This window comes from Butyrivibrio sp. INlla21 (genome assembly GCF_900116875.1).
GTDB lineage: Bacteria > Bacillota > Clostridia > Lachnospirales > Lachnospiraceae > Butyrivibrio.
The window spans coordinates 57594-81619 of record NZ_FPCC01000009.1 but is presented as its reverse complement, the minus strand read 5'-3'; the positions used below and the strand labels follow the sequence as shown (position 1 = coordinate 81619).

The 24026-nt window shown below is 43.9% G+C and carries 25 protein-coding genes; 16 read left to right on the top strand and 9 right to left on the bottom strand.

Going from position 1 to position 24026, the window contains the following annotated elements; translation table 11 throughout:
- Positions 1–51: 51 nt before the first annotated feature.
- From BM377_RS07050 to BM377_RS06990, 13 genes are all read left to right on the top strand, one after another.
- Complete coding sequence (locus BM377_RS07050; protein ID WP_092245861.1) at positions 52–603, top strand: GNAT family N-acetyltransferase; 552 nt, start codon at positions 52–54, stop codon at positions 601–603.
- On the top strand, positions 603–1637 hold the full coding sequence (locus BM377_RS07045) for a S66 family peptidase (protein ID WP_092245858.1): 1035 nt from the start codon (positions 603–605) through the stop codon (positions 1635–1637). Before BM377_RS07050 ends, BM377_RS07045 begins: the two co-directional genes overlap by 1 nt.
- A gap of 229 nt (positions 1638–1866) precedes the next feature.
- Positions 1867–2856: a helix-turn-helix domain-containing protein gene (locus BM377_RS07040; RefSeq protein ID WP_092245855.1), complete on the top strand. Its 990-nt coding sequence runs from the start codon at positions 1867–1869 to the stop codon at positions 2854–2856.
- Positions 2857–3003: 147 nt separating this feature from the next.
- Positions 3004–3588 (top strand): ABC transporter ATP-binding protein, encoded by a 585-nt coding sequence (locus tag BM377_RS07035; protein ID WP_092245852.1) that lies wholly within the window; start codon positions 3004–3006, stop codon positions 3586–3588.
- Between the two features lie 401 nt (positions 3589–3989).
- On the top strand, positions 3990–5456 hold the full coding sequence (gene trpE / locus BM377_RS07030; protein ID WP_092245848.1) for an anthranilate synthase component I: 1467 nt from the start codon (positions 3990–3992) through the stop codon (positions 5454–5456).
- The gene (locus BM377_RS07025; protein WP_092245845.1) at positions 5453–6022 is read left to right on the top strand and encodes an anthranilate synthase component II; all 570 of its coding nucleotides are present in this window, start codon (positions 5453–5455) and stop codon (positions 6020–6022) included. Before trpE ends, BM377_RS07025 begins: the two co-directional genes overlap by 4 nt.
- A gap of 4 nt (positions 6023–6026) precedes the next feature.
- Positions 6027–7043 (top strand): anthranilate phosphoribosyltransferase, encoded by a 1017-nt coding sequence (gene trpD, locus BM377_RS07020; RefSeq protein ID WP_092245841.1) that lies wholly within the window; start codon positions 6027–6029, stop codon positions 7041–7043.
- Positions 7040–7825: an indole-3-glycerol phosphate synthase TrpC gene (gene trpC, locus BM377_RS07015; protein WP_092245838.1), complete on the top strand. Its 786-nt coding sequence runs from the start codon at positions 7040–7042 to the stop codon at positions 7823–7825. The genes trpD and trpC overlap by 4 nt, the downstream gene beginning before the upstream one ends.
- Positions 7826–7840: 15 nt before the next feature.
- The gene (locus tag BM377_RS07010; RefSeq protein WP_330392958.1) at positions 7841–8461 is read left to right on the top strand and encodes a phosphoribosylanthranilate isomerase; all 621 of its coding nucleotides are present in this window, start codon (positions 7841–7843) and stop codon (positions 8459–8461) included.
- Between the two features lie 13 nt (positions 8462–8474).
- On the top strand, positions 8475–9665 hold the full coding sequence (gene trpB / locus BM377_RS07005; RefSeq protein WP_092245835.1) for a tryptophan synthase subunit beta: 1191 nt from the start codon (positions 8475–8477) through the stop codon (positions 9663–9665).
- Entirely contained in the window at positions 9658–10425 is a 768-nt protein-coding gene (gene trpA / locus BM377_RS07000; protein ID WP_092245832.1) for a tryptophan synthase subunit alpha, read from the top strand. The genes trpB and trpA overlap by 8 nt, the downstream gene beginning before the upstream one ends.
- A gap of 168 nt (positions 10426–10593) precedes the next feature.
- Positions 10594–12342 (top strand): ABC transporter ATP-binding protein, encoded by a 1749-nt coding sequence (locus BM377_RS06995; protein ID WP_092246012.1) that lies wholly within the window; start codon positions 10594–10596, stop codon positions 12340–12342.
- 13 nt (positions 12343–12355) lie between these two features.
- Positions 12356–14296, top strand: coding sequence for an ABC transporter ATP-binding protein (locus BM377_RS06990; RefSeq protein WP_092245830.1), 1941 nt, complete (start codon positions 12356–12358; stop codon positions 14294–14296).
- Between the two features lie 133 nt (positions 14297–14429).
- Here the strand turns inward: BM377_RS06990 and BM377_RS06985 are convergent, their stop codons facing one another.
- From BM377_RS06985 to BM377_RS06945, 9 genes are all read right to left on the bottom strand, one after another.
- On the bottom strand, positions 14430–14792 hold the full coding sequence (locus BM377_RS06985) for a response regulator (protein WP_022764589.1): 363 nt from the start codon (positions 14790–14792) through the stop codon (positions 14430–14432).
- Between the two features lie 179 nt (positions 14793–14971).
- Entirely contained in the window at positions 14972–15376 is a 405-nt protein-coding gene (locus BM377_RS06980) for a hypothetical protein (RefSeq protein WP_092245827.1), read from the bottom strand.
- The gene (locus BM377_RS06975; protein WP_092245824.1) at positions 15373–15906 is read right to left on the bottom strand and encodes a hypothetical protein; all 534 of its coding nucleotides are present in this window, start codon (positions 15904–15906) and stop codon (positions 15373–15375) included. Before BM377_RS06975 ends, BM377_RS06980 begins: the two co-directional genes overlap by 4 nt.
- Positions 15907–15909: 3 nt before the next feature.
- Positions 15910–16401, bottom strand: coding sequence for a DUF4860 domain-containing protein (locus BM377_RS06970; protein WP_092245821.1), 492 nt, complete (start codon positions 16399–16401; stop codon positions 15910–15912).
- 15 nt (positions 16402–16416) lie between these two features.
- Positions 16417–16761, bottom strand: a complete 345-nt coding sequence (locus BM377_RS06965; RefSeq protein ID WP_092245818.1) for a hypothetical protein — start codon at positions 16759–16761, stop codon at positions 16417–16419.
- Positions 16762–16765: 4 nt separating this feature from the next.
- Positions 16766–17821: a type II secretion system F family protein gene (locus BM377_RS06960; RefSeq protein WP_092245815.1), complete on the bottom strand. Its 1056-nt coding sequence runs from the start codon at positions 17819–17821 to the stop codon at positions 16766–16768.
- A gap of 26 nt (positions 17822–17847) precedes the next feature.
- The gene (locus tag BM377_RS06955; RefSeq protein WP_092245812.1) at positions 17848–18816 is read right to left on the bottom strand and encodes a transglutaminase family protein; all 969 of its coding nucleotides are present in this window, start codon (positions 18814–18816) and stop codon (positions 17848–17850) included.
- Positions 18813–19538 carry a GGDEF domain-containing protein gene (locus BM377_RS06950; RefSeq protein WP_092245808.1) on the bottom strand — a complete coding sequence of 242 codons (726 nt, stop codon included), beginning with the start codon at positions 19536–19538 and terminating at the stop codon, positions 18813–18815. The genes BM377_RS06955 and BM377_RS06950 overlap by 4 nt, the downstream gene beginning before the upstream one ends.
- 99 nt (positions 19539–19637) lie before the next feature.
- Complete coding sequence (locus BM377_RS06945; RefSeq protein ID WP_177223824.1) at positions 19638–20459, bottom strand: histidinol-phosphatase HisJ family protein; 822 nt, start codon at positions 20457–20459, stop codon at positions 19638–19640.
- Between the two features lie 205 nt (positions 20460–20664).
- Between BM377_RS06945 and gap the strand changes: the two genes are divergently transcribed.
- The 3 genes from gap to tpiA all read left to right on the top strand — a co-directional run bounded on the left by gap (position 20665) and on the right by tpiA (position 24009).
- Positions 20665–21690, top strand: coding sequence for a type I glyceraldehyde-3-phosphate dehydrogenase (gap, locus tag BM377_RS06940; protein WP_092245802.1), 1026 nt, complete (start codon positions 20665–20667; stop codon positions 21688–21690).
- A 220-nt stretch (positions 21691–21910) separates the two neighbouring features.
- Positions 21911–23146, top strand: coding sequence for a phosphoglycerate kinase (locus tag BM377_RS06935; protein WP_092245799.1), 1236 nt, complete (start codon positions 21911–21913; stop codon positions 23144–23146).
- 116 nt (positions 23147–23262) lie between these two features.
- Positions 23263–24009 carry a triose-phosphate isomerase gene (tpiA, locus tag BM377_RS06930; RefSeq protein ID WP_092245796.1) on the top strand — a complete coding sequence of 249 codons (747 nt, stop codon included), beginning with the start codon at positions 23263–23265 and terminating at the stop codon, positions 24007–24009.
- Positions 24010–24026: the final 17 nt, after the last annotated feature.

Genomic DNA, 24026 nt, shown 5'->3' with positions numbered 1-24026 from the left:
CTCATCAAACTTTACCGGTTTGATGAGGCGTTTTTTTAAGGAGGAGCTATTATGAAGTATGAAGCGGAAGAGATAACACTTAGGGACGGGCGCAAGCTTACAATTAGGAGCGCCGAGGAAAAAGATGCTGAGACGATGCTTGAGTATATCTACAAGATAGCGGAAGAGACGCATTTTATGATCAGATATCCCGAAGAGGTTGATGACGATCTTGAAGATGAGAAGAGGATCATAAACGAAAACCTCAATGACGACGGTTCTGTGTTTCTCACTGTTTTTGACGGAGACAGAGCTGTAGGTAACGTTTGTGTTTATCGAAATAGGAACAATTATAAGCTTAAGCACCGCTGCAATTTCGCGATAGCTCTTTTTCAGGAGTTTTGCGGTGCCGGACTTGGCGGAATTCTTATAGACAGAGCGGTTAAGCAGGCTAGGTCGATGGGCTTTGAACAGATGGAGCTTGGGGCATTTGCGGACAATGAAAGAGCGCTTGCGCTTTATAAAAAGATGGGCTTTAAAGAATACGGAAGACTTACCAAAGCTTTTAAGTTAAAAGACGGAAGATATATCGATGAAGTTTGCATGGTAAAGGAGCTTAATTAATGGTCAAAACAGTAGGAATAGTGAGTCTCTCACGGGGAACCATAGGAGAAGATTTTGTAAAGCATGAAGTTGAGCTTGGAACAAAGCGCCTTGAAGAAATGGGACTAAAAGTGAAGTTCATGCCAAATGCCCTTAAGGGTATAGATTATTTGGAAGCTCACCCCGAAAAGCGCGCGGAGGATCTCATCGCAGCCTACAAAGATCCTGAGGTAGACATGATTCTTTGCGCCATCGGAGGCGATGATACATATCGCCTGTTACCGTATCTTTTCGATAACGATGAGCTTAAGAAAGCGGTAAATGACAAGCTTTTCCTTGGCTTTTCAGATACGACCATCAATCATTTTATGCTGCACAAAGTCGGCGTAGAGAGCTTCTACGGACAGTCGTTTCTTGCTGATATATGCGAGATGGACAAAGATATCTTGCCATATACCAAGAAGTATTTCACAGAGCTTATAACAACCGGAAAGATAAAAGAGATAACGCCAAGCGATGTCTGGTATGAGAGCAGAACTAATTTTGACCTTGATCAGATGGGAACGGCACTTCCCATGCATGAAGATAACGGCTTTGAACTTCTGCAGGGAGAAAGCTCTTTTGACGGAGAGATATTAGGAGGCTGCATCGATTCCATATATGATATTTTCAACGGGGAGCGATATGCGGATATGCCTGTTCTTTGCAGCAAATATGAGCTATTTCCTTCAAAAGAGGATTGGAAGGGAAAGATTCTTTTGCTTGAATCAAGTGAAGAACAGCCTTCACCGGAGAAATATCGCGCCGCTTTGCAGTATCTAAAGGACTATGGAGTCTTCGATGTAATAAGCGGAGTTCTTGTGGGAAAGCCGATGGACAGGAAATATGAGGCTGAATACAAGCAGGTGCTTAAGGAAGTGATAGCAAACGAGAGCCTTCCGATAGTCTGCAACATCAATATCGGACACGCGCTTCCCCGCTGTATAATTCCTTTTGGGGTGGAAGCTGTAGTTGATACATCCGATCGGAAAATGGTAAAATTCACTTGGCAGTGATAACTAAATAAGCAATAGTAACACGCGTTATCAAATGAAAAGAAAACCTGAAAAGCCCGTAGCTATGCGGATGCAACTGCCGGTTGACAAACTTCAAAGCACAGTTTGTAGTGTGCAACCGATCATTTTTGTAAGCTAAGATCATCCAAAAACAAAAAACGCATCGAGCTCGAAAACAAAAATCAGATTCGAGGTCGAAAATCAAAAAACAAAATCGGAGGAAAAGAAAATGATACTTGCGGACAAGATTATCAATGAAAGAAAGAAACTTGGATGGTCACAGGAGGAACTTGCAGATAAGCTTGATGTTTCAAGACAGTCTGTATCAAAATGGGAAAGCATGCAGGCAACACCCGATCTTAATAGAGTACTTAAGATGGCTGAGATCTTCGGCGTATCTACAGATTACTTATTAAAGGATGAGATCGAAGAGATTCCTACAAATGTAATAGTACAGGATACTGTTTCTACCAAAGAGGAACTCAGAAGCGTTAGCATGGAAGAAGCAAATACATACCTTAATCTGGTTGAGAATACTGCACCCAAGACGGCACTCGGTGTTTCATTATGTATAGCATCACCCGTATTTCTTATGCTTCGTTCGGCATTTGAATCTCTTGGAATTATGAATGATGCAGCGTCAACGGTTTTCGCGCTGTCAGCACTTCTTATTATGATAGCGATTGCTGTTTTCATTTTCATTATGACAGGCAAAAAGCTTGATGTTTACAAATATCTTGAAGAGACCAATATTGAAACTGCTTACGGCGTTGACGGAATGGTAAGAGAGAAAAAGAGCAGATTTGAGGGTAAGCACGCTATGCTTGTAGCAATCGGCGTTATCTTATGCATCGTTGCGGTAATTCCCGTATTTGCAACTGCACTCTTTTCCGGTGAACAGAACGAGCACGCTACCACATATGCAGTCGGAGCTCTTTTGGTAATAATCGCAGTCGGCGTCAACATGATCGTAAGAGCCGGAAGCATCATGGATTCTTATAAGAAGCTTCTTCAGGAAGGTGATTACACTCCCGAAGGTAAGAAGGTTTCAAAGACTGTAGGTAAGATTGCAGCAATCTACTGGCCTATAGTTGTAGCAGGTTATCTTGGATGGAGCTTCATCACAATGAGATGGGATACAACATGGATCGTATGGCCCGTTGCAGGAGTGCTTTTCGGCGCAGTGACAGGTATCGTAAGATCATTAAAAAAAGACTGATAGTAATAAGTAATAAAGGAGAATTTCTATGTCCGTTAAATTAAAGCAGCTTTTGGAGATGGCGAAAGTATACCGTATACCTAAGAGCAGAGTCATAAGGTACATATATTTACCGGAGTTATTATCTTTTTTGAAAGGAAGCAGCAGATGATAATCGAGGTAAAAGATATATCGAAAGCATTTAACGGACAGAAAATTCTTGATGATTTCAATATAAATATCGAGGATGAACACAGCTATATATTTACGGGAGAGAGCGGATGCGGAAAGACTACGCTCCTTCGGATCATCCTTGGCTTGGAAACTCCCGATGCAGGCAAAGTAACGCTCCTTGGTGATTACAAATATCCGTATATAAATGCAGGAGTGGTATTTCAGGAAGACAGGCTCTGCGACAGCTTCTCGGCTGTGACCAATTGCGCACTTGTAAGTAAAAAAGTGTTCAAGCAAACGGTCAGAGAAGAGCTGTGTAAGCTTCTTCCGGAGGACAGAGTTGATATCCCGGTAAAAGAGCTGACGCCTGCGGAGAGACGTCTTGTATGCATAGTAAGGGCGTGCTGTATTCCGAGCGACGTACTTATAATGGATGAGCCGTTTGAAGGGCTATCCGGTGATGTGCGTTCCAAAGCAATCTCTTTTGTCAGGGATAAAATGGGATCGGGCTCGCTTGTCATAGCGGCGCGAGATACGACAGGACTTGAGTTTGGCAGGATAGTTACACTTTTGGGTTGACACATCAAAACATAGAGTATAGAATTCTTTTTAAGTAAATAATTATAAACCGTTGAAGCGGAGATAACGGCAATGATGCCAACACAGAGAGCTCGTGATGGTGAGAAGTGAGCATGAAACAAGTTGTCAAATGGACCGCTGAGGGTGGAGGGCAACTGCATTATTATTCACAATATAATGCATAGTATCCTACAACGTGAAGGCATACGTCAGTTGCCGGAGATATGTTGGTATCTCGCTAAGCGCATGGTAACCCATGAAATCAAGGTGGCACCGCGGATTAAGTATATTCGTCCTTGATAGAACTATAGTAGTTCTATCAAGGACTTTTTTGCGTGATAGAGGTGTTCTAATACAAACTCCATCATGCAGATCAACAAAAAACGAAAGGAACCAAACCCATGAACATCACACCTACACTTGAACAAGTCAATGAACTTATGAAAACGCAGAAATACGATGTGATCCCCGTCAGCATGGAAATTTTATCGGACTTCATTACTCCGATTGAGACCATGAGGAAACTTCGGAACGTATCGGAGCACTGCTACATGCTTGAATCAGCGCAGGCGGATGAGACTTGGGGACGCTATACATTCCTTGGTTACGATCCAAAGCTTGAGATAACCTGCAAGGACGGAGAAATGCAGATAGGCGGCAAGACGATACAGACCGATAAGCCGGCAAAGTACTTAAGAGAGATCATGGCGGAGCACAAGAGCCCCAGATTTGACTACCTTCCTCCTTTCACAGGCGGACTCGTCGGATATTTCGCTTTTGATTACTTCGGATACTGCGAACCTACCGCAAAATGTAAGGTAGAGGATTCCGATGCATTCAAGGATATAGACCTGATGCTATTTGACAAAGTAATCGCTTTTGACAACGTAAGACAGAAGATTGTTTTGATCGTAAACATGCAGACAAAGGACGGAGAGAGCGGCTACAACAGAGCGGTTACGGAGCTTAGACAGCTTAAGCTTCTTATAGAAAAAGGTGAAAAGAAAAAGGACGACAACGGAAGACTTACAGGCGATGTGACAGCTCTTTTTTCTGAAAAAGAGTACTGTGAGATGGTCGAAAAAGGAAAGATGCACATCAAGGAAGGCGACATCTTCCAGATAGTTCTTTCAAACAGATTGTCGGCACCCTATGAAGGAAGCTTATTGAATGCCTACCGCATGTTCAGGACAATCAATCCTTCACCTTACATGTTCTACTTCGCGGGAACAGACGTGGAGGTTGCGGGCGCATCACCGGAGACACTCGTTAAGCTTGAGGACGGAATACTTCACACCTTCCCTCTTGCGGGAACAAGACCCAGAGGAAAGACGGAGGAAGAGGACAAGGCGCTCGAGGAAGAGCTTTTACAGGATGAAAAAGAGCTTGCGGAGCACAACATGCTCGTAGACCTAGGAAGAAACGACATCGGAAGAATAAGCGAGTTTGGCTCGGTTGAAGTTGAGAGATTCCACGATATCCTGAGATTTTCTCATGTAATGCACATCGGCTCTACCGTAAGGGGCAAGATCAAGGAAGGAAAAGATGCTTTTGATGCGATAGATGCAATCCTTCCTGCGGGAACTCTTTCGGGAGCACCCAAAATTAAGGCTTGTAAGCTCATAGGAGAGCTTGAGAATAACAAACGAGGAATTTACGGCGGAGCGATCGGATACATCGATTTTGCGGGAAATATGGACACATGCATAGCCATAAGACTTGCCTACAAGAAAAACGGAAGAGTCTTTGTAAGAAGCGGCGCCGGAATCGTTGCTGATTCAGATCCGAAAAAGGAATACGCAGAGTGCCTTAATAAAGCCAAGGCTTCGCTCAAGGCGCTAGAGATGGCACAGGAGGTGGAAGAATGATATTACTTATAGATAATTACGACAGCTTTTCTTATAACCTCTTTCAGTATGTTGGCGAGATCGACCCGGATATCAAAGTTATCCGTAACGACGAGATGACAATAGATGAGATAAGAGCACTTAAGCCCGACAGGATCATCCTTTCACCCGGCCCCGGAAGACCGGAGGATGCGGGAATCATAGTAGAGGTTGCCAAGACTTTGGGAAAAGAGATCCCGACACTCGGCGTGTGCCTCGGTCATCAGGCAATCTGCATGGCGTACGGAGCGGTTATCACCTATGCAAAAGAGCTTATGCACGGCAAACAGTCGACGGTTACATTCGACAGTTCATGCGAGCTTTTCAAGAATTGTCCGAAAGAAGCCAAGGTCGCAAGATATCATTCACTTGCGGCGGATGCAAGCACAATGCCCGATTGTCTTAAGGTCACCGCGGTAACGGACGACGGCGAGATAATGGCGGTAGAGCACAAGGAATATCCCATTTACGGAGTACAGTTTCATCCCGAATCAATAATGACTTTGGATGGTAAAAATATGCTAAGAAGTTTTATTAAAGGAGAATAAGACCATGATCAAAGAAGCAATCGTAAAAATCGTAAACAAAGAAGACCTCACATATGATGAAGCATATGCAGTTATGAATGAGATCATGGGTGGAGAGACAACTCCCACTCAGAACGCGGCTTTCCTTGCAGCTCTTTCAACAAAGAGTGCCAAGGCAGAGACAACAGATGAGATCGCAGGTTGTGCAACCGCTATGAGAGAGCACGCAACCAAAGTTGACACAGGCATGGATGTTTTTGAGATCGTGGGAACAGGCGGAGACAACGCACACAGCTTCAATATTTCCACAACTTCAGCGATCGTTGCGGCAGCAGGCGGAATGAAGGTTGCCAAGCACGGTAACAGAGCAGCTTCATCCAAGTGCGGAACAGCTGATTGCCTCGAGGCACTCGGAGTTAACATCCAGCAGGAGCCCGAGAAGTGTATCGAGCTTTTAAAGGAAGCGGGAATGTGCTTCTTCTTTGCTCAGAAGTATCACACATCAATGAAGTATGTAGGACCTATCAGAAAAGAGCTCGGTTTCAGAACAGTGTTCAACATTTTGGGACCTCTTACAAACCCTTGCTCACCCAAGCTTTTCCTTCTCGGCGTGTACGATGAGTACCTCGTTGAGCCCCTTGCAAGAGTTCTTGTAAGCCTCGGCGTTAAGAGAGGAATGGTCGTATACGGACAGGATAAGCTCGATGAGATCTCAATGAGCTCACCCACAACAGTATGCGAGATCAATGACGGATGGTACAAATCATACGTTATCAAGCCTTCTGATTTCGGACTTGAGATGTGCAAAAAAGAGGATCTTGTCGGCGGAACACCCGAAGAGAACGCAGAGATCACAAAAGACGTCTTAAAGGGCGTTAAAGGACCCAAGCGTGATGCGGTTCTTATGAACGCAGGTGCGGCTCTTTACATCGGCGGAAAGGCTGATTCCATAAAGGCCGGCGTTGAGCTTGCCGCAGAGCTTATTGATTCAGGCAAGGCACTTGAAACACTCGGCAAAATAATTGAGGTAAGTAACAGATGACAATTCTTGATGAGATAGCCGCATACGCCAAGGAACGTGTAAAAGAGGCAGAGAAAAAAGTATCTTTGGAAGAGCTTAAGAAAAAAGCTTATGAGCTTCCGAAGGGAGATTTTTCTTTTGAAAAGAGTCTTAAAAAACCCGGAATCTCTTTTATCTGTGAATGCAAAAAGGCTTCACCTTCAAAGGGCGTCATTGCGGAAGAATTTGATTATCTTAATATAGCAAAAGAGTATGATAAGGCGGGAGCCGATTGCATATCGGTATTAACCGAGCCCAAGTGGTTCCTGGGAAAAGATGAGTATCTTAAGGAAATAGCGGCAAACGTTTCGATTCCCTGCCTTAGAAAAGACTTTACGGTAAGCGAGTACATGATATACGAGGCCAAGCTCCTCGGCGCATCCGCGGTTCTTTTGATCTGTTCCATATTAAATAAGGACCGGATAGAAGAGTATCTTAATATCTGCGATGAACTCGGCCTTTCGGCACTCGTTGAAGCACACGATGAAGAAGAAGTAAAAACAGCGGTTTCTGCGGGGGCAAGAATCATCGGTGTGAACAACAGAAATCTCAAGGACTTTACCGTTGATACGGGAAACAGCGCTAAGCTTAGAAGTATTATCCCAAGTGATGTTATCTTTGTATCGGAGAGCGGTGTTAAGTCTGCGGAAGATGTACAAAAGCTTTCCGAGATTGGCGCGGATGCGGTGCTTGTCGGCGAGACGCTTATGAGGGCGGATGATAAGAAGGAAAAGTTAAAAGAGCTTAAATCGAAGCTGGTTTGACTTTGAGGATTATATATGAAGAAAGATGATCGCATCCCGAAGATAAAGCTGTGCGGGCTTTCGCGCCCGGAGGATATCGAGGCTGCCAATAAATGCATGCCCGACTACATAGGCTTTGTCTTTTGGGAAAAGAGTAAGAGAAAAGTTGATAAGGAAAAGGCGCGTGCGCTTAAGCAAAAGCTTGATCCCGGTATCAAAGCGGTCGGAGTTTTTGTTGATGAGTGTGTTGATGTGATCGCAGATCTTTTGAATGAAGCCATAATAGATATCGCGCAGCTTCACGGAAGCGAGGACGAGAGCTATATCGCAGAGCTTAAGACGAAAACGGACAAACCCGTGATACAGGCTTTTCAGATAAAGGACAGAAGTGATATCATAGCTGCAATGGGCAGCAGTGCAGATATGCTTTTGCTCGATTCCGGACAGGGATGCGGAAGCTCTTTTGACTGGGAACTTCTTAAAGAAGCGGATAGGGAGTTCTTCCTTGCGGGAGGCCTTAATCTATCCAATATAGAAGGAGCGCTTGATGCGATAACACCTTTTGCTGTTGACGTAAGTTCCGGTATAGAGACGGACGGCGTCAAGGACAGCCAAAAGATGCAGGAATTTGTAAATATAGTCAGAAACATGAAATAAGGAAGGAAAAGTCATGACAAATATGAACGGTCGTTTCGGAATACATGGCGGACAGTACATTCCCGAAACACTTATGAACGCGGTGATAGAGCTTGAGAAGGCTTATAACCGGTACAAGAACGATGAGCAGTTTAATAAAGAGCTTCAGACTCTTTTTAACGAATATGCGGGCAGACCTTCAAGACTCTACTACGCCGAGAAGATGACCAAGGACCTCGGAGGAGCCAAGATCTATCTTAAGAGAGAGGATCTTAATCACACTGGTTCGCACAAGATCAATAATGTTCTCGGACAGGCGCTTCTTGCCAAGAAGATGGGTAAGACAAGACTTATCGCCGAGACGGGTGCGGGTCAGCACGGCGTTGCAACTGCTACCGCAGCGGCACTTATGGGAATGGAATGTGTCGTTTTCATGGGAAAAGAGGATACGGAGAGACAGGCTCTTAACGTATACAGAATGAGACTTTTGGGAGCAGAAGTTATCCCCGTTACAAGCGGAACCGCAACACTTAAGGATGCCGTATCGGAAGCGATGAGAGAGTGGACTTCAAGAATAGATGATACGCATTACTGCCTCGGCTCCGTTATGGGACCTCATCCGTTCCCTACTATTGTTCGTGACTTTCAGTCCGTTATCTCCAAGGAGATCAAGGAGCAGATCCTTGAAAAAGAGGGAAGGCTTCCCGATGTTGTCATGGCCTGCGTAGGCGGCGGATCCAACGCTATAGGAACCTTCTACAATTTCATCGAAGACAAAGAGGTAAGACTTATCGGCTGCGAGGCAGCAGGACGCGGAATCGATACATTTGAGACCGCAGCTACGATCAATACAGGTAAGCTTGGTGTGTTCCACGGCATGAAGTCATATTTCTGCCAGGATGAATACGGACAGATTGCACCTGTTTATTCTATTTCCGCGGGACTTGATTATCCCGGAATAGGACCTGAGCATGCCAACCTTCACGATACGGGAAGAGCAGAGTATGTTGCTGTTACCGATGATGAAGCGGTTAACGCTTTTGAATATCTTTCAAAGACTGAGGGAATCATCCCCGCTATCGAGTCGGCTCACGCCGTTGCTCATGCAATGAAGATCGCAGGTACTATGGATAAGGACAAGATCATGGTTATCACGATCTCGGGAAGAGGCGACAAGGACTGCGCTGCGATCGCGCGTTACAGAGGGGAGGACATCCATGAGTAATATAAAGAAAGCATTTGAAAACGGAAAGGCATTTATCGCATTTATAACTTGCGGAGATCCCGACCTTGAGACAACCAAGAAAGCTGTAATAGAGGCTTGCAATAACGGAGCGGATCTTATCGAGCTCGGAATTCCTTTCTCCGATCCCACAGCGGAAGGACCCGTTATTCAGGGTGCCAACGTAAGAGCTCTTGCAGGCGGTGTTACTACAGATAAGATTTTTGACCTGGTGATCGAACTTAGAAAAGAAGTTTCGACTCCCATGGTATTTATGACATACGTTAACGTTGTCTTTTCCTACGGCGCGGAGCGCTTTATAAGTAAGTGCAAGGAGATAGGTATCGACGGACTGATCTTACCCGATCTTCCGTTTGAGGAAAAGGATGAGTTTGAGCCTGTTTGTGAGAAGTACGACGTTGATCTTATCTCACTCATTGCACCTACTTCAGAGAACAGGATAGCTATGATAGCCAAGGAAGCAAAGGGCTTTATCTACATCGTTTCAAGCCTTGGCGTAACCGGAACAAGATCCGAGATCAAGACAGATCTTGAATCCATAGTTAAGGTTGTAAGAGAGAATACTGATGTTCCCTGCGCGATCGGCTTTGGAATATCGACTCCCGAGCAGGCTGCCAAGATGTCAGCCGTTTCGGACGGTGCCATCGTAGGTTCTGCGATAGTAAAGCTTCTTGAAAAGTACGGAAAAGACGCTCCCAAGTATGTGGGCGAGTATGTGCATTCCATGAAAGCAGCCATGTAAGGCAAAATTTGTTTTTATTTTATAAATATGAGACAGACTCCGCGAAAATGCGGAGTCTTTTATCATGGTCTAAAATTATTATAAAGTGAACCGGGGGGGTATTACCTGTGCGGTTGGGGTGTGCTATCATTAAAAATGTAGGTTATATGGATGGGAGATGAAAAGTATATGGTTAAGACTTTGCTTAAAGAACTTAAAGAATACAAGCTGGTATCTGTTTTGACACCGCTTTGCATGATCGGAGAAGTCGCGGCGGAGATGATCATTCCCAAGCTCATGGGCAAGATTGTTGATAACGGAATATACGGTCAGAATATGATGTATATATTCCGCGTGGGAATGATGATGCTTTTGATAGCACTTTTTGGTCTTGCGGCAGGAATCGGCGGAGCATATTACGGTTCGAAGGCATCTACGGGATTGGCCAAGAATCTCAGAAAGGCCATGTTTGATAACATTCAGACCTTTTCTTTTTCCAATATAGACAAGTTTTCTACATCGGGACTGGTAACAAGACTTACGACCGATGTCACCAATATTCAGAACGCATATATGATGCTGCTCAGAATGGCGATGAGAGCGCCTGCAACCGTTATCGGCGCGATGATCATGTCATTTATCATAAGTCCCAAGCTTGCATCGATATATCTTGTTGCGATTGTTATTCTTGCATTTTTCATGGTGATCATTATGAGCAAGGCAACCGTTTATTTCAAAGAAGTCTTTGAAAAGTACGACGGGCTTAACGAGAGCGTTCAGGAGAACGTATCCGCGATAAGAGTTGTCAAAGCGTATGTTCGTGAGGACTATGAAAACGATAAGTTCAAAAAGGCAGCAGGCAATATCTACAACATGTTTGTAAGAGCCGAGATGAACATTATCAAGATGGGTCCCATGATGACAGCTACGGTATATGCATGTATCCTTCTTATCAGCTGGGTGGGCGCACATATGATCACGGGAGGAACGCTTTCAACAGGTGATCTTATGGGCCTTTTGACCTATTGTATGAATATCCTTATGAGCATGATGTTCCTTGCCATCATCTTTGTAATGCTCACAATGGCACAGGCAAGCGGAAATCGTATCGCTGAAGTTATTGAAGAAAAAACTGATATTACAAGCAAAGAGAATGCGGTAAAAGAGGTTGTGGACGGAAGTATCGTCTTTGATCACGTTAATTTTGCTTATACCAAGGATTCCGAAGAACCTGTTTTAAAGGATATCAATCTTGAGATTCATTCGGGTGAAACTATCGGAATCATTGGAGGAACGGGTTCTGCGAAATCTTCGCTTGTTAATCTTATCAGCCGTCTTTACGATGTCACCGAGGGTGCGGTTACAGTCGGCGGAGTTGATGTAAGAGACTACGATCTTGAGACGCTGAGGGACCAGGTATCCGTGGTACTTCAAAAGAACGTTCTTTTCTCCGGAACAATCCTTGAGAACCTCAGATGGGGCGATAAGAACGCGACAAAAGAGGAATGTATAAGAGTCTGCAAGATGGCATGTGCAGATGAGTTTATCGAAAAGATGGAAGATGGCTATGACACCATGATAGAGCAGGGCGGAACCAATGTTTCGGGCGGTCAGAGACAGAGGCTTTGTATCGCAAGAGCGCTTCTTAAAAAGCCCAAGATCCTTATTCTCGATGATTCTACGAGCGCCGTTGATACGGCGACCGATGCCAAGATAAGAAAGGCTTTTGCGGAAGAGATCCCTGGAACGACCAAGCTTATCATCGCTCAGAGAATAGCATCCGTTCAGGACTGTGACAGAATAATCGTCATGGATGACGGACAGGTCAGCGGATTCGGAACGCATAAAGAGCTCCTTGAGAGCAATACCATATACAGAGAAGTCTACGAGTCACAGACGGGCGCAAGCGCCGACGCGGACTTCGATAAGCAGGCTTAAGGAGGGTTTTGTTATGGCAGAAAAGGTTAAAGAGATTAAAGTAGGACCGGGCGGCGGTAACAAGCGCGGAATGCCTGCACCTAAGATAGAAAACCCGGGAGCATTATTGAGCAGGATAATGGGATATGTTTTTAAGTATTATCCCATTCATATGATAACTGTTCTGGTGTGTATTCTTGTGACGGTTTTTTCGAGCATTCAGGGAACCTTTTTTACAAAGAGTCTCATAGATTTATATATTCAGCCTATGTTGGACAGCGGAAGCAATGATTTTACACCGCTTCTTTTGGCTATAGCAAGAGTGGCTGTATTCTATGCTTTTGGCGCTTTGGCGTCATATGTTCAGGCTAGAGTGATGGTATACATCAACCAGGGTACTCTTAAGAGACTTCGTGAGGAGCTTTTTGTTCACATGGAGAGCCTTCCCATAAAGTACTTTGATACACATGCTCACGGCGATATCATGTCAGTCTATACCAACGATATTGATACTCTTCGTCAGATGATAAGCCAGAGTGTTCCTCAGCTTATAAACAGTACCATAACGATAGTGAGCGTTTTGGTATCTATGTTTATCTTAAGTGTACCGCTTACTTTTGTAACACTTTTCATGGTGGCTGTTATGCTGTTTTGTTCAGCAATGGCTACCAAAGCTTCGGGAAAGAACTTTGTGGATCAGCAAAAGAACCTCGGTGCGCTTAACGGCTATATAGAAGAAATGATGACAGGTCAGAAAGTGGTCAAGGTATTTAACCACGAAGCTGAAAATATAGCTAAATTTGATGAACTTAACGAAGCACTCTGTAACAGCGCATTTAAGGCTAACGCTTATTCCGGATCGCTCGGACCTATCAATGCGCAGCTTGGTAATACCAGCTATGTTATCTGTGCTATGGTCGGCGGTGCGATTGCTCTTTCAAACAATATAGCGGTTGGTTTTACGGTCGGAGCGCTTGCGTCCTTCCTTACGTTTAACAGAAATTTCAGTATGCCGATCAACCAGGTCAGCATGCAGTTTAACTCGATCATCATGGCTCTTGCCGGAGCAGATCGTATATTTAAGCTTCTTGATGCGGAGCCTGAGACGGATGACGGATATGTACTTCTTGTTGACTGTGAGGAAAAGAACGGTGAGATCGTTGAAGCCGATCATCACACGGGACACTGGGCTTGGAAGCACTATCATAAGGCTACGAATACGACAACTTATCAGAAAATGGAAGGCGATGTTACTTTTAACGGCGTAGACTTTGGATATACGGATGATAAGATGGTTCTTCATGATATCGTACTTCATGCGACACCGGGACAGAAGATCGCATTTGTCGGATCTACGGGTGCCGGAAAGACTACGATAACCAATCTTATCAACAGATTCTACGATATCCAGGACGGTAAGATCAGATACGATAATATTAATATCAACAAGATCAAAAAAGCGGATCTGAGACGTTCTCTCGGAATTGTTTTACAGGATACACATCTGTTCACGGGAACGGTTGCGGATAACATAAGATTCGGTAAGTTAAATGCGACAGACGAGGAAGTAATTGCAGCAGCTAAGCTTGCCAATGCTCACAGCTTTATTAAAAGACTTCCCGACGGCTATGATACTATGCTTACGGGAGACGGAGCCAATCTTTCTCAAGGTCAGCGCCAGCTCCTTGCTATCGCAAGAGCCGCTATCGCAGATCCTCCGGTTCTTATCCTTGATGAGGCTACATCATCGATCGATACAAGAACAGAGAAGATCGTTCAGGACGGTATGGACAAGCTTATGAAGGGCAGAACAACGTTTGTTATAGCCCACAGACTTTCAACCGTAAGGAACAGTGATTGTATCATAGTTCTAGAGCAGGGCAGAATAGTAGAGCAAGGAACTCACGATGAGCTCATTGCGAAGAAACAAAGGTATTATCAGTTGTATACAGGAATGAAGCCGGAAACGGCGTGATAATAAAAATGAAAAAAGGGAATGCAGGTGCATTCCCTATATTTTTACATAATAAGAGGAAGTTCTGCTCTCGCTTCGCTCGCCAGAACAAAGTAGTACACTAAGCTCGAAAAAACCTCGCTAAGTGATTACTTTAGCCAATAGCTTTCTTTACCGCCTCAAGTACACGGTCTGCCTGGAAAGGCTTAACTATAAAGTCTTTAGCTCCGGCCTGAATGGACTCGATAACCATAGCCTGCTGACCCATAGCAGAGCACATAATGCAAACAGCGTTGGGGTCTGCAGCCTTAATTCCCTTAAGGGCACCGATACCATCAAGCTCAGGCATTGTGATATCAAGAGTTACAAGGTCGGGCTTCAACTCATTATACTTTTCGATAGCGACCTTACCGTTCTCAGCTTCTCCTGCAATCTCATATCCGTTCTTAGAAAGGATGTCTTTGAGCATCATGCGCATGAAAGCGGCGTCATCAGTAATGAGTATTCTTTTTCCCATATTGAACCTCCAATAAGTATTTTTAGTTGCCACAAAAATATAAGCAATTTTATTTTTGAAAAAAAGTAGTTCAGTACATAATCTATTGTACCACATGATTTCGATTATGAGCGTTAAAACGTTATTATAAAAAATTAAAATTTGATAAATTTCACTTTTTTATCGCTTTATGAACTAAATTATTCCGCAACCGGAAGAGTGTAGTCATACTCGGAATCATCGTGGTTTACTATCTGCCATTGAATTATACTACAACTATTGTTTGAATTGAATGTTTTTTTTGAACTATTTGACATTATCGTAATATCGAGTGATTGACTATCGTTTATCGGTATACTTTCTTGGTGTATTTCTTTATCGCCTTCGCAATCATAACCTGAACTTACGGCTGCGACAAAAGCATTTCCTTTGTGACAGGCCTCATAGTAGGAAAGCTGCCTCTTTGCAAGGTCATTACTTAAGTTGTAGTCGGCTCTTGAGTTTACAAGGGTTAGTGTGGCAAAAGAAATAAGGCAAAGAACCGTAAATATTAGCAGTATAGAAGCACTTCCCACGCTGGAAGCACTGCGGCTTTTGCTTTTCATTCCGCCTCCTTTCCCGCGCCGTAATAATCAACAGAGCACGAAAAGATGATGTCTTTTGAATCCTTGGGTATGGAAGAAATAACATCCGAAGTGTTTCTGATATCGATGATCGCTATATCACCTACCATGGCGTCACCTTTAAGTTCGGTGTTATAATCCGTGACATCGCTGTACACGTCGGAAGCTTTTCTTTTGCTTGCGGTAAGGATGGCTTCATATGAAGCATCCGTAGTTGATTCTCCGTAGAGATTCCAGTTCTTGTCAAAAAACAAAATGACGGTATCGGGTGTTGAATATGCGGTCGTGTAGATCTGAGATATCCCGCTGATATCTCCTTTTCCCGCGTAAAAAGCCTCAGCGAGGTTTTGACTCCAAACAGTCGCATGGCTAAGATTCGTTGTCTTTTCCGCAGTTAGATGTGCGGAGGCAAACAGCCTGATGCATACTGCCGCAGCCAGGGAAAAGAAAAACACCGCTATTATAAGTTCCATCAGGAACAAACTTGATCTGGCATTATTTTTCTCGTTCATCGCTCAGGTGTCTGTACTCCTTCTTGTTATCAGAAAATCTTCAACTGTGCCGTCATCCAGCGTTACAAGTACTCTGAAAAAGGCATCATCAATTTCTTTTATGTCAAAAGAGCTGATCTTAAGGATTTTCTGACCTGCCTGCGGATATATCTCTGACAGATCGCTTCTTGCATAAAGCTCCATAAGATAGCCGTCGTGATTATAGATGTAAGTATTGTACAGAACACCGTCTGTTTCATCCTGCATGACAAGTGTATTCTGACCGAATATGTTATCGACGAATACACGTCCTTTTTCATCGGACTGTCTTATCTTTTCGGAAATATAGGCACAGGATATTCTGTGCGAATAGTTTCCGGACATTGCTTCCACGTTCTTTTTGTACACGCCCGCACCGATGATGATAACCGTAACGGCGCAGATGATAAAAAGAAAAAGAAGGCAGATGACAAACAGTGTATCTATTACGTGAGATCTTTTTCCTTCAAGTTCCATCAGATAAAATACCTCTTATTTGTTAACCTTGATAACTGTGACATCGGGATACAGATTGGATGCGACAGGTCTGTAATCCACAAAAAAAGTAGCGTCGTCATACACAAGGCCGTAGTGTTCTTCGATATATGAAAGACTGGGTGGATAGCGACCTTCGATCGCATAGCACTGAACTATATCTCTGGCAATGGCGTTTTCCAGGGATTCCTGCTGCTTCTCAATTGTGCTTTTGCCGGATGCATCAATTGCAAGGAATACAAAAACCGCAACGAGAATAAAGATGATAACGGAAAACCATCTGTAGAAATCACCTGTAATGCCGTATATTAAGCTTTCTTTGAATCTGAATCTATGTGCCATATTTTTAACCTATTGTGGACATGATTCCCATAAGAGGGAGGATGACCGACATGAGGATCATTCCGACGATTATAGAAAGAACGATGACAAGGGTGGGCTCAAGTACCGAGATAAGAGAGTAGATGCGCCTCTGCGTGTCTTTTTCAAATCTCTCCGCGATCTGGGCCATAGCTTTGTCAAGCGAGCCGGATTTAAATCCGACTGCAACCATCTGCGAGTAAAAAGAAGTAAATATACCTGTCTTTTCAACGGCTTCAGGGAAGCTGTCGCCATCAAGAAGAAGTGTTCTGCATTTGTCTATTTTTTCTTTCATGTCAGAACTTTCAACCAGTTTTTTTACAAGATTAAGTCCTTCATAAGTATCTATGCCGCTTGAAAGAGTAAGTACCATACCGCTTGCAAAACGCTCACTTTCAAGCTCCTGTGCAAGGCGCTTGGTGGGGCCGAATGAAGCAATTATTTTTTTGAAATTTCTTTTTCCGTGCTCTGTAAAAGAGAAGTATATAAATCCCACTGCGAGCAGCACCAGGATTGCTATAAGGATAAAAGAGTATCTGTTGAGCGCAAGACCCATATTGAGAAGCGACTGTGAAAAGCCGCTCATGCCTGTTCCGAGCTGAGCAAAAACCTGTTCAAAGATGGGGAGCACTTTGACTATAAGGACTGTTATAACGATCATCATCATGAACACCATGATAAGCGGATAGCTTACGGCGTTTTTGATGTTCTCACGGATCGACTCTTCGCGCTCATAGTAGTCGGAGAGTGATTCCATAACAACGTCCATATTTCCGGATTCTTCGCCAATCGTGACCATGTGTATCACGTAGTCGGGAAAGACTTCGCTCATCCTAAGGGCAACGTGGAATTTCTCGCCGCTCTTTAATATCTGGCTGATCTTACCGAGTATGGCTTTGGAAGCCTTGTCTTTGGAATCTTCCATTAAGATCTCGATTCCGTCGACAGGAGCAATGCCGGCTTTTATGAGCAGAGCCATTTGTCTGCAAAAAACGGATATCTCATAGCTGTTTAGTTTCTTTTGTTTTGAGGTAGCTTTCATAGCCTGTTCCCTTTTCCGTAAGAAAATTAGTAGATGTATTTTACAGAGTAGTTATCACCCTCGTCCAAGAAGGAGCGGAGTTTACTCTTTTTGGTTGTTGAAGCCAAGGTGGGATCCATGAGTGACCAGTCGACGCCGTCAAATTCGATCATTCCGTTGATCCATCCGATATCCGTCACGTATGCGCTGAGCCATGCGTGATAGGTGGTTCCGGCGTAACCGATCTCCATCTTGGTGGGGATGTTCTGGCTTCTGAGCATGGCGGTCATAAGTGCCGCATAGTCCAGGCAGATGCCCTTTTTGTCTGTATAAACCTGATCTATATCGGGTAAATAGCTGCTTTCGACCGATTTTGCTTTATCGTGATCGTAGCTTATGTTTTCTATCACATAGTTGTAGACCTGAGAGATTACCTCAAGGTCGTTGTCACAAGGGTATGCGAGCTGCTCGGCTTCTTTTACTCCAAGAGAATCTTCTGTGAAGGTCACAAACTGATTAGGATAAAGAAATGGCATAAACTCACTGTTTAGTTTAACTTCGATCTGTGTGGAAAAGACAATGGAATATCTTTTTCCTTCGATATTTTCAAATACATTTATCATGTAGCTTCCGTCTCCTGATTGGAGTGGGAAGATCTCATCCGTCGGCTCTTTTGAATTAAGGTTGTATGTGTAGACGACCTCATCCGGTCCCGTGATCTGAAGCTTGACCTTGGGTGAAGTTCCAAGATAGCGCACGGATACATAGCCTTCGGAAGAGTTGGAATAATCAACGCTAGCAAATTCATTATCTTTCGTTGCCGTTCCCGGATGCGACGGAACCAGGCAGACGGGAGTGTTGTCGCGAGTGCCCTTTTCCGTTCCGAGATTACCGTAGCCTTCGGGAACCGTCGATTTATGGAAAAAACCGCAGGCTGACGTGCTTAATATCAAAGCAACGGTAACTGACAACGGCAATATTTTATTTTTGGTAAAGCTCTTTAGTTTGTGCTTCATGAAAGTACCTGAGGAGCGTCCTTTAATTTCTTGTATGCTTTTGAAATAAGCTCGGATATTCTTGTTACCTTTTCGTCTGAGTTAAGAACTCTTGCATATGCGATCTCGATCGGAGAGCCGACGCCGAGCTCGTTGTAGCCGTGGAGTCTCTTGGTCAGATCCATGAGGAACATATCGGCGTTGTTGGAATCGCAATCTTCCATAAGGAGTATGAATTCATTTCCGCCGTTTCTTCCGACGTAGCCGTAGCTTTCACCGACATCTTCAAGAATATAGCAAAACTCTGCAATGAGATCGTTACCCTGAGCATGACCTTTTTTGGAATTAACATTATACAGATCGTTTATTTTCATCAGGATAAAGCCGGCGTTTTCAAGCTTGTCCGAATCATTGAAGGTTTCGAATAAAAGGTCGCAGCTATACCTGTTCGGAAGACCTGTGAGTCTGTCGAGATATGCCATCTTATTGAGCCTTTCGCCTATGGAAGCGGTCCTTTTCAGAATATAGAAATCAATGATAAAAGAGATCGCAAATAGAATAATGGATATCGTAACAAGACCGATAAGCCAGCCGGTCTTTGAAAGAAATTCCTTGTTCTTGTTGACGATATATGCCAGCATCACGGTTATAAGAAGTAACACAAAAAGAGAAACCACTTTATATATAAAGATGGAATTATATATGTTGGTACGTTTACTCTTGGTGTAAAAATCAGCTTTCATGCCAACCTCCCGCTCATAAGAATAAAAGAATATGGTAATGCTGCTTTACTTAAGATTTTACACTATTTTACGTTTATTAGTAACTGCTTTCCGCGCGCGTTAGAGCTTGTGGAATATCGGAGCTCTTTTTTCAAAGGTGCAATATTCGTCGAACCCGCAAGATAGAGCAATTTCTTTTAACACGTCAAAAGAACCTGCGACTCCTTCGGGTTTGTGGGCATCGGAGCCAAGGGTGATGATCTTTCCACCCAGCTCTTTATACCTTTTCAGCACGTCGCGGTGCGGATTGGGATCAGTTGCTCCTTTGAATATCGGCTTTGAATTAAGGTCAAGGCCCTTGTCGTTCTTGATAATATGAAGGAGAATCGCGTCAATCTCCTTATTGTAGCTTTGATAGGAATAATAGGAATTATCACCATCCGGAACATATCGGGTAAGATAATCGAGGTGCCCGAGTACGTCATAGTCGTTGAAAACTTTGAGGTTTTCCAGCGTGAGCTCGAAGTAGTCTTTAAGCATCTTTGCAGGTTCGACGCCATCCCAGAAATCGGGATAATAAGGGTCTTTTCTATTAATAAGATGGATCGATGCGATGACAAAATCGAAGGGCTCTGCCTTAACGAAATCGGAGTTTTTCTTGGCGATGTGAGTCTGCATGCCGACCTCGACACCGTATCCTATGTGGATCCTGTCTTTATATTTTTCTTGGTAAAAAGAGATTTCTTTATGATATGCCTTGGCATCAAGCAAAAAGGCGTTCTTTGGAAGATCGTCGTAGTGAGGATAATCAAGATCAAGGTGATCCGTAAAACATATATCCGTAAGTCCCTTTGACAGAGCGCTCTCTATCATAGATTCCATTGAAGCCGTGCTGTCAGAAGAGTTATGTGTGTGTAGATGGTAATCTGATGTGGGGATCATTGTATCACTCCGTTCTTTATAAAAATGAGATAGGGAAATCATATTTTTTTCTGTGGAATTTCCTCAGGATTATTTTAATATTCTTACTTGATTTATGCTACATTTTTTATTAGAATTAGAGTTGCTGATAAAAAATTATCAATTCTTATGATATTTAATGTAACAGCAATTATATTAATTAAATTCATTTTAGGAGGAACTTAAAATGGCAGTTAAAGTAGCAATCAATGGTTTTGGTCGTATCGGACGTCTTGCTTTCAGACAGATGTTTGAGCATGAGGGAACAGAGATCGTAGCAATCAACGATCTTACAGATCCTAAGATGCTTGCTCATCTTCTTAAGTATGATTCATCACAGGGCAAGTACAAGTACGCTGACAAGGTATCTTTCAGCGAGAACTCAATCACAGTTAACGGCAAAGAGATCACAATTTACAAAGAGGCAGACGCTAAGAACCTTCCTTGGGGACAGATCGGTGTAGACGTAGTTCTTGAGTGCACAGGTTTCTATACATCCAAGGCTAAGGCACAGGCTCATATCGATGCAGGTGCTAAGAAGGTTGTTATTTCTGCTCCTGCAGGAAATGATCTTCCTACAATCGTATATAACGTTAACCACAACACACTTACAGCAGATGACAACATCATCTCAGCTGCATCTTGCACAACAAACTGCCTTGCACCTATGGCTAAGGCTCTTAACGATTATGCACCTATCCAGTCCGGTATCATGGCAACAATCCATGCTTACACAGGTGATCAGATGATCCTTGACGGACCTCAGAGAAAGGGTGACCTTAGAAGAGCACGTGCAGGCGCTGTTAACATCGTTCCTAACTCAACAGGTGCTGCTAAGGCTATCGGCCTTGTTATCCCTGAACTTAACGGCAAGCTCATCGGAGCTGCTCAGAGAGTTCCTGTTCCTACAGGTTCAACAACACTTCTCTTCGCAGTTGTTAAGTCAAGCACAGAGGTAACTAAGGAGTCTATCAACGAGGCTATGAAGAAGGCTTCTGATCCTGAGACATTCGGATACAACGAGGATGAGATCGTTTCATCTGATATCGTTGGAATGACATATGGTTCACTCTTCGATGCTACACAGACAATGGTTAACAAGATCGGTGATGACCTCTATGAAGTTCAGGTTGTTTCATGGTATGACAACGAGAACTCATACACATCACAGATGGTTCGTACAATCAAATACTTTGAGAAATTCGTTAAGTAAGAACCCCGGGAGGTATTCCCGAGCGGTTGGTTCGCACTTAGTTCGATCGAACACGAAGTGTGAGAGTCGAACTTCCTTGTGAAGTGAGGAAGTGTGAGAGTCGAACTTCCTTGTGAAGTGAGGAAGTGCGAGAGCAGAACTTCCTTATGAATTAGGATTACTAAAAAGGGTCCGGTCCGTTTGGACCAGGACCCTTCATTTTTTATAAAGGAGAACAAATATGGGATTAAATAAGAAATCCGTAGATGACATCAACGTAAAGGGCAGACGCGTACTTGTTCGTTGCGATTTCAACGTACCTCTTAAGAACGGTGAGATTACTGACGAGACAAGAATCGTAGCAGCTCTTCCTACAATCAAGAAGCTTATCGCTGACGGAGGAAAGGTTATCCTTTGCTCACACCTTGGAAAGGTTAAGAACGGCCCTAACGAGGGCGAGTCACTTGCACCTGTTGCAAAGAGACTTTCAGAGAAGCTTGGTAAGGAAGTTAAGTTCGTTGCTGATTACAACGTAACAGGCGCTGACGCTACAGCAGCTGTTGAAGCTATGAACGAGGGAGATGTAGTTCTTCTTCAGAATACTCGTTTCAGAGGCAAAGAAGAGACTAAGCCCGAAGAGGCCGGAGATGCTTTTGCAAAAGAGCTTGCCGATCTTGCAGACGATTATGTATGCGATGCTTTCGGTTCAGCTCACAGAGCACACGCTTCAGTTGCAGGCGTAACAAAGTTCATCACAGAGAAGGGTGGCAGCAACGTTGTTGGATACCTTATGCAGAAAGAGATCGATTTCCTCGGAAATGCGGTTGAGAATCCTGTAAGACCTTTCGTAGCTATCCTCGGTGGTGCTAAGGTTGCTGACAAGCTTAACGTTATCAACACACTTCTTGAGAAGTGCGATACACTTATCATCGGTGGCGGTATGGCTTACACATTCCTTAAGGCTAAGGGATATGAGATCGGTAAGTCACTCCTTGATGAGACTAAGATTGATTATTGTAAGGAAATGATGGAGAAGGCTGAGAAGTCAGGTAAGAAGCTCCTTCTTCCTATTGATACAGTTTGCATCGATGATTTCCCGAATCCTATCGACGATCCTTCAATCACAACAACAATTGTTGACGCTGATAAGATCCCTGCTGACAAAGAGGGTGCTGATATCGGACCTAAGACAATCGCTCTTTACTCTGAGGCAGTTAAGTCTGCTAAGACAGTAGTATGGAACGGACCTATGGGTGTATTCGAGAACCCTGTTCTTGCTACAGGTACCAAGGAAGTTGCTAAGGCTCTTTCAGAGACATCAGCTACAACTATCATCGGTGGTGGTGACAGTGCAGCTGCTGTTAACCAGCTTGGCTATGCTGATAAGATGAGCCACATTTCAACAGGTGGCGGAGCTTCACTTGAGTTCCTTGAAGGTAAGAAGCTTCCCGGCGTATATGCTGCAGACGATAAGTAATCACCTAGCGAGGTATTTTCGAGCTTGGTGTACTACTTAGTTCGATCGAGCGCGAAGCGCGAGAGTCGAACTTCCTTATGAAACTGGAAGAATAATATTTTATTGAGGTGAACATAATGGCACGTAGAAGAATTATTGCAGGAAACTGGAAGATGAACAAGACTCCCAGTGAGGCTGTTGCTCTTTGTAATGAGCTTAAAGATCTTGTTAAGAATGACGCTGTAGATGTTGTATATTGTGTACCCGCAATCGACATCGTTTCCGTTGTAGAGGCAGTTAAGGGCACAAACGTACACGTTGGTGCCGAGAACTTCTACATCGTAGACAGCGGTGCATACACAGGAGAGATTTCTGCTCCTATGCTCAAGGATGCAGGTGTTGAGTATATCATCATCGGACATTCAGAGAGAAGAGATATCTTCGGAGAGAACGATATCCTTATCAACCAGAAGGTTAAGAAGGCATTTGCTTCAGGCCTTACACCTATCCTTTGTTGTGGTGAGTCTCTTGCTCTTCGTAAGGCTGATACTTACAAAGAGTGGATTGAGAGACAGATCACTTGGGACCTTGACGGTGTAACAGCTGATCAGGTTAAGAAGCTTGTTATCGCTTACGAGCCTATCTGGGCTATCGGAACAGGCGAGACAGCTACAGCAGATCAGGCTGAAGAGGTTTGTGCACTTATCCGTGCTCTTATCGCTAAGCTCTATGATCAGGCTACAGCTGATGAAGTTCGTATTCAGTACGGCGGATCAATGAACGCAGGAAACGCTGCAGAGCTTCTTTCAAAGCCCAACATCGATGGTGGACTTATCGGCGGAGCAAGCCTTAAGCCCGACTTCGGAAAGATCGTAAATGCGTAAGTAATCACCTAGCGAGG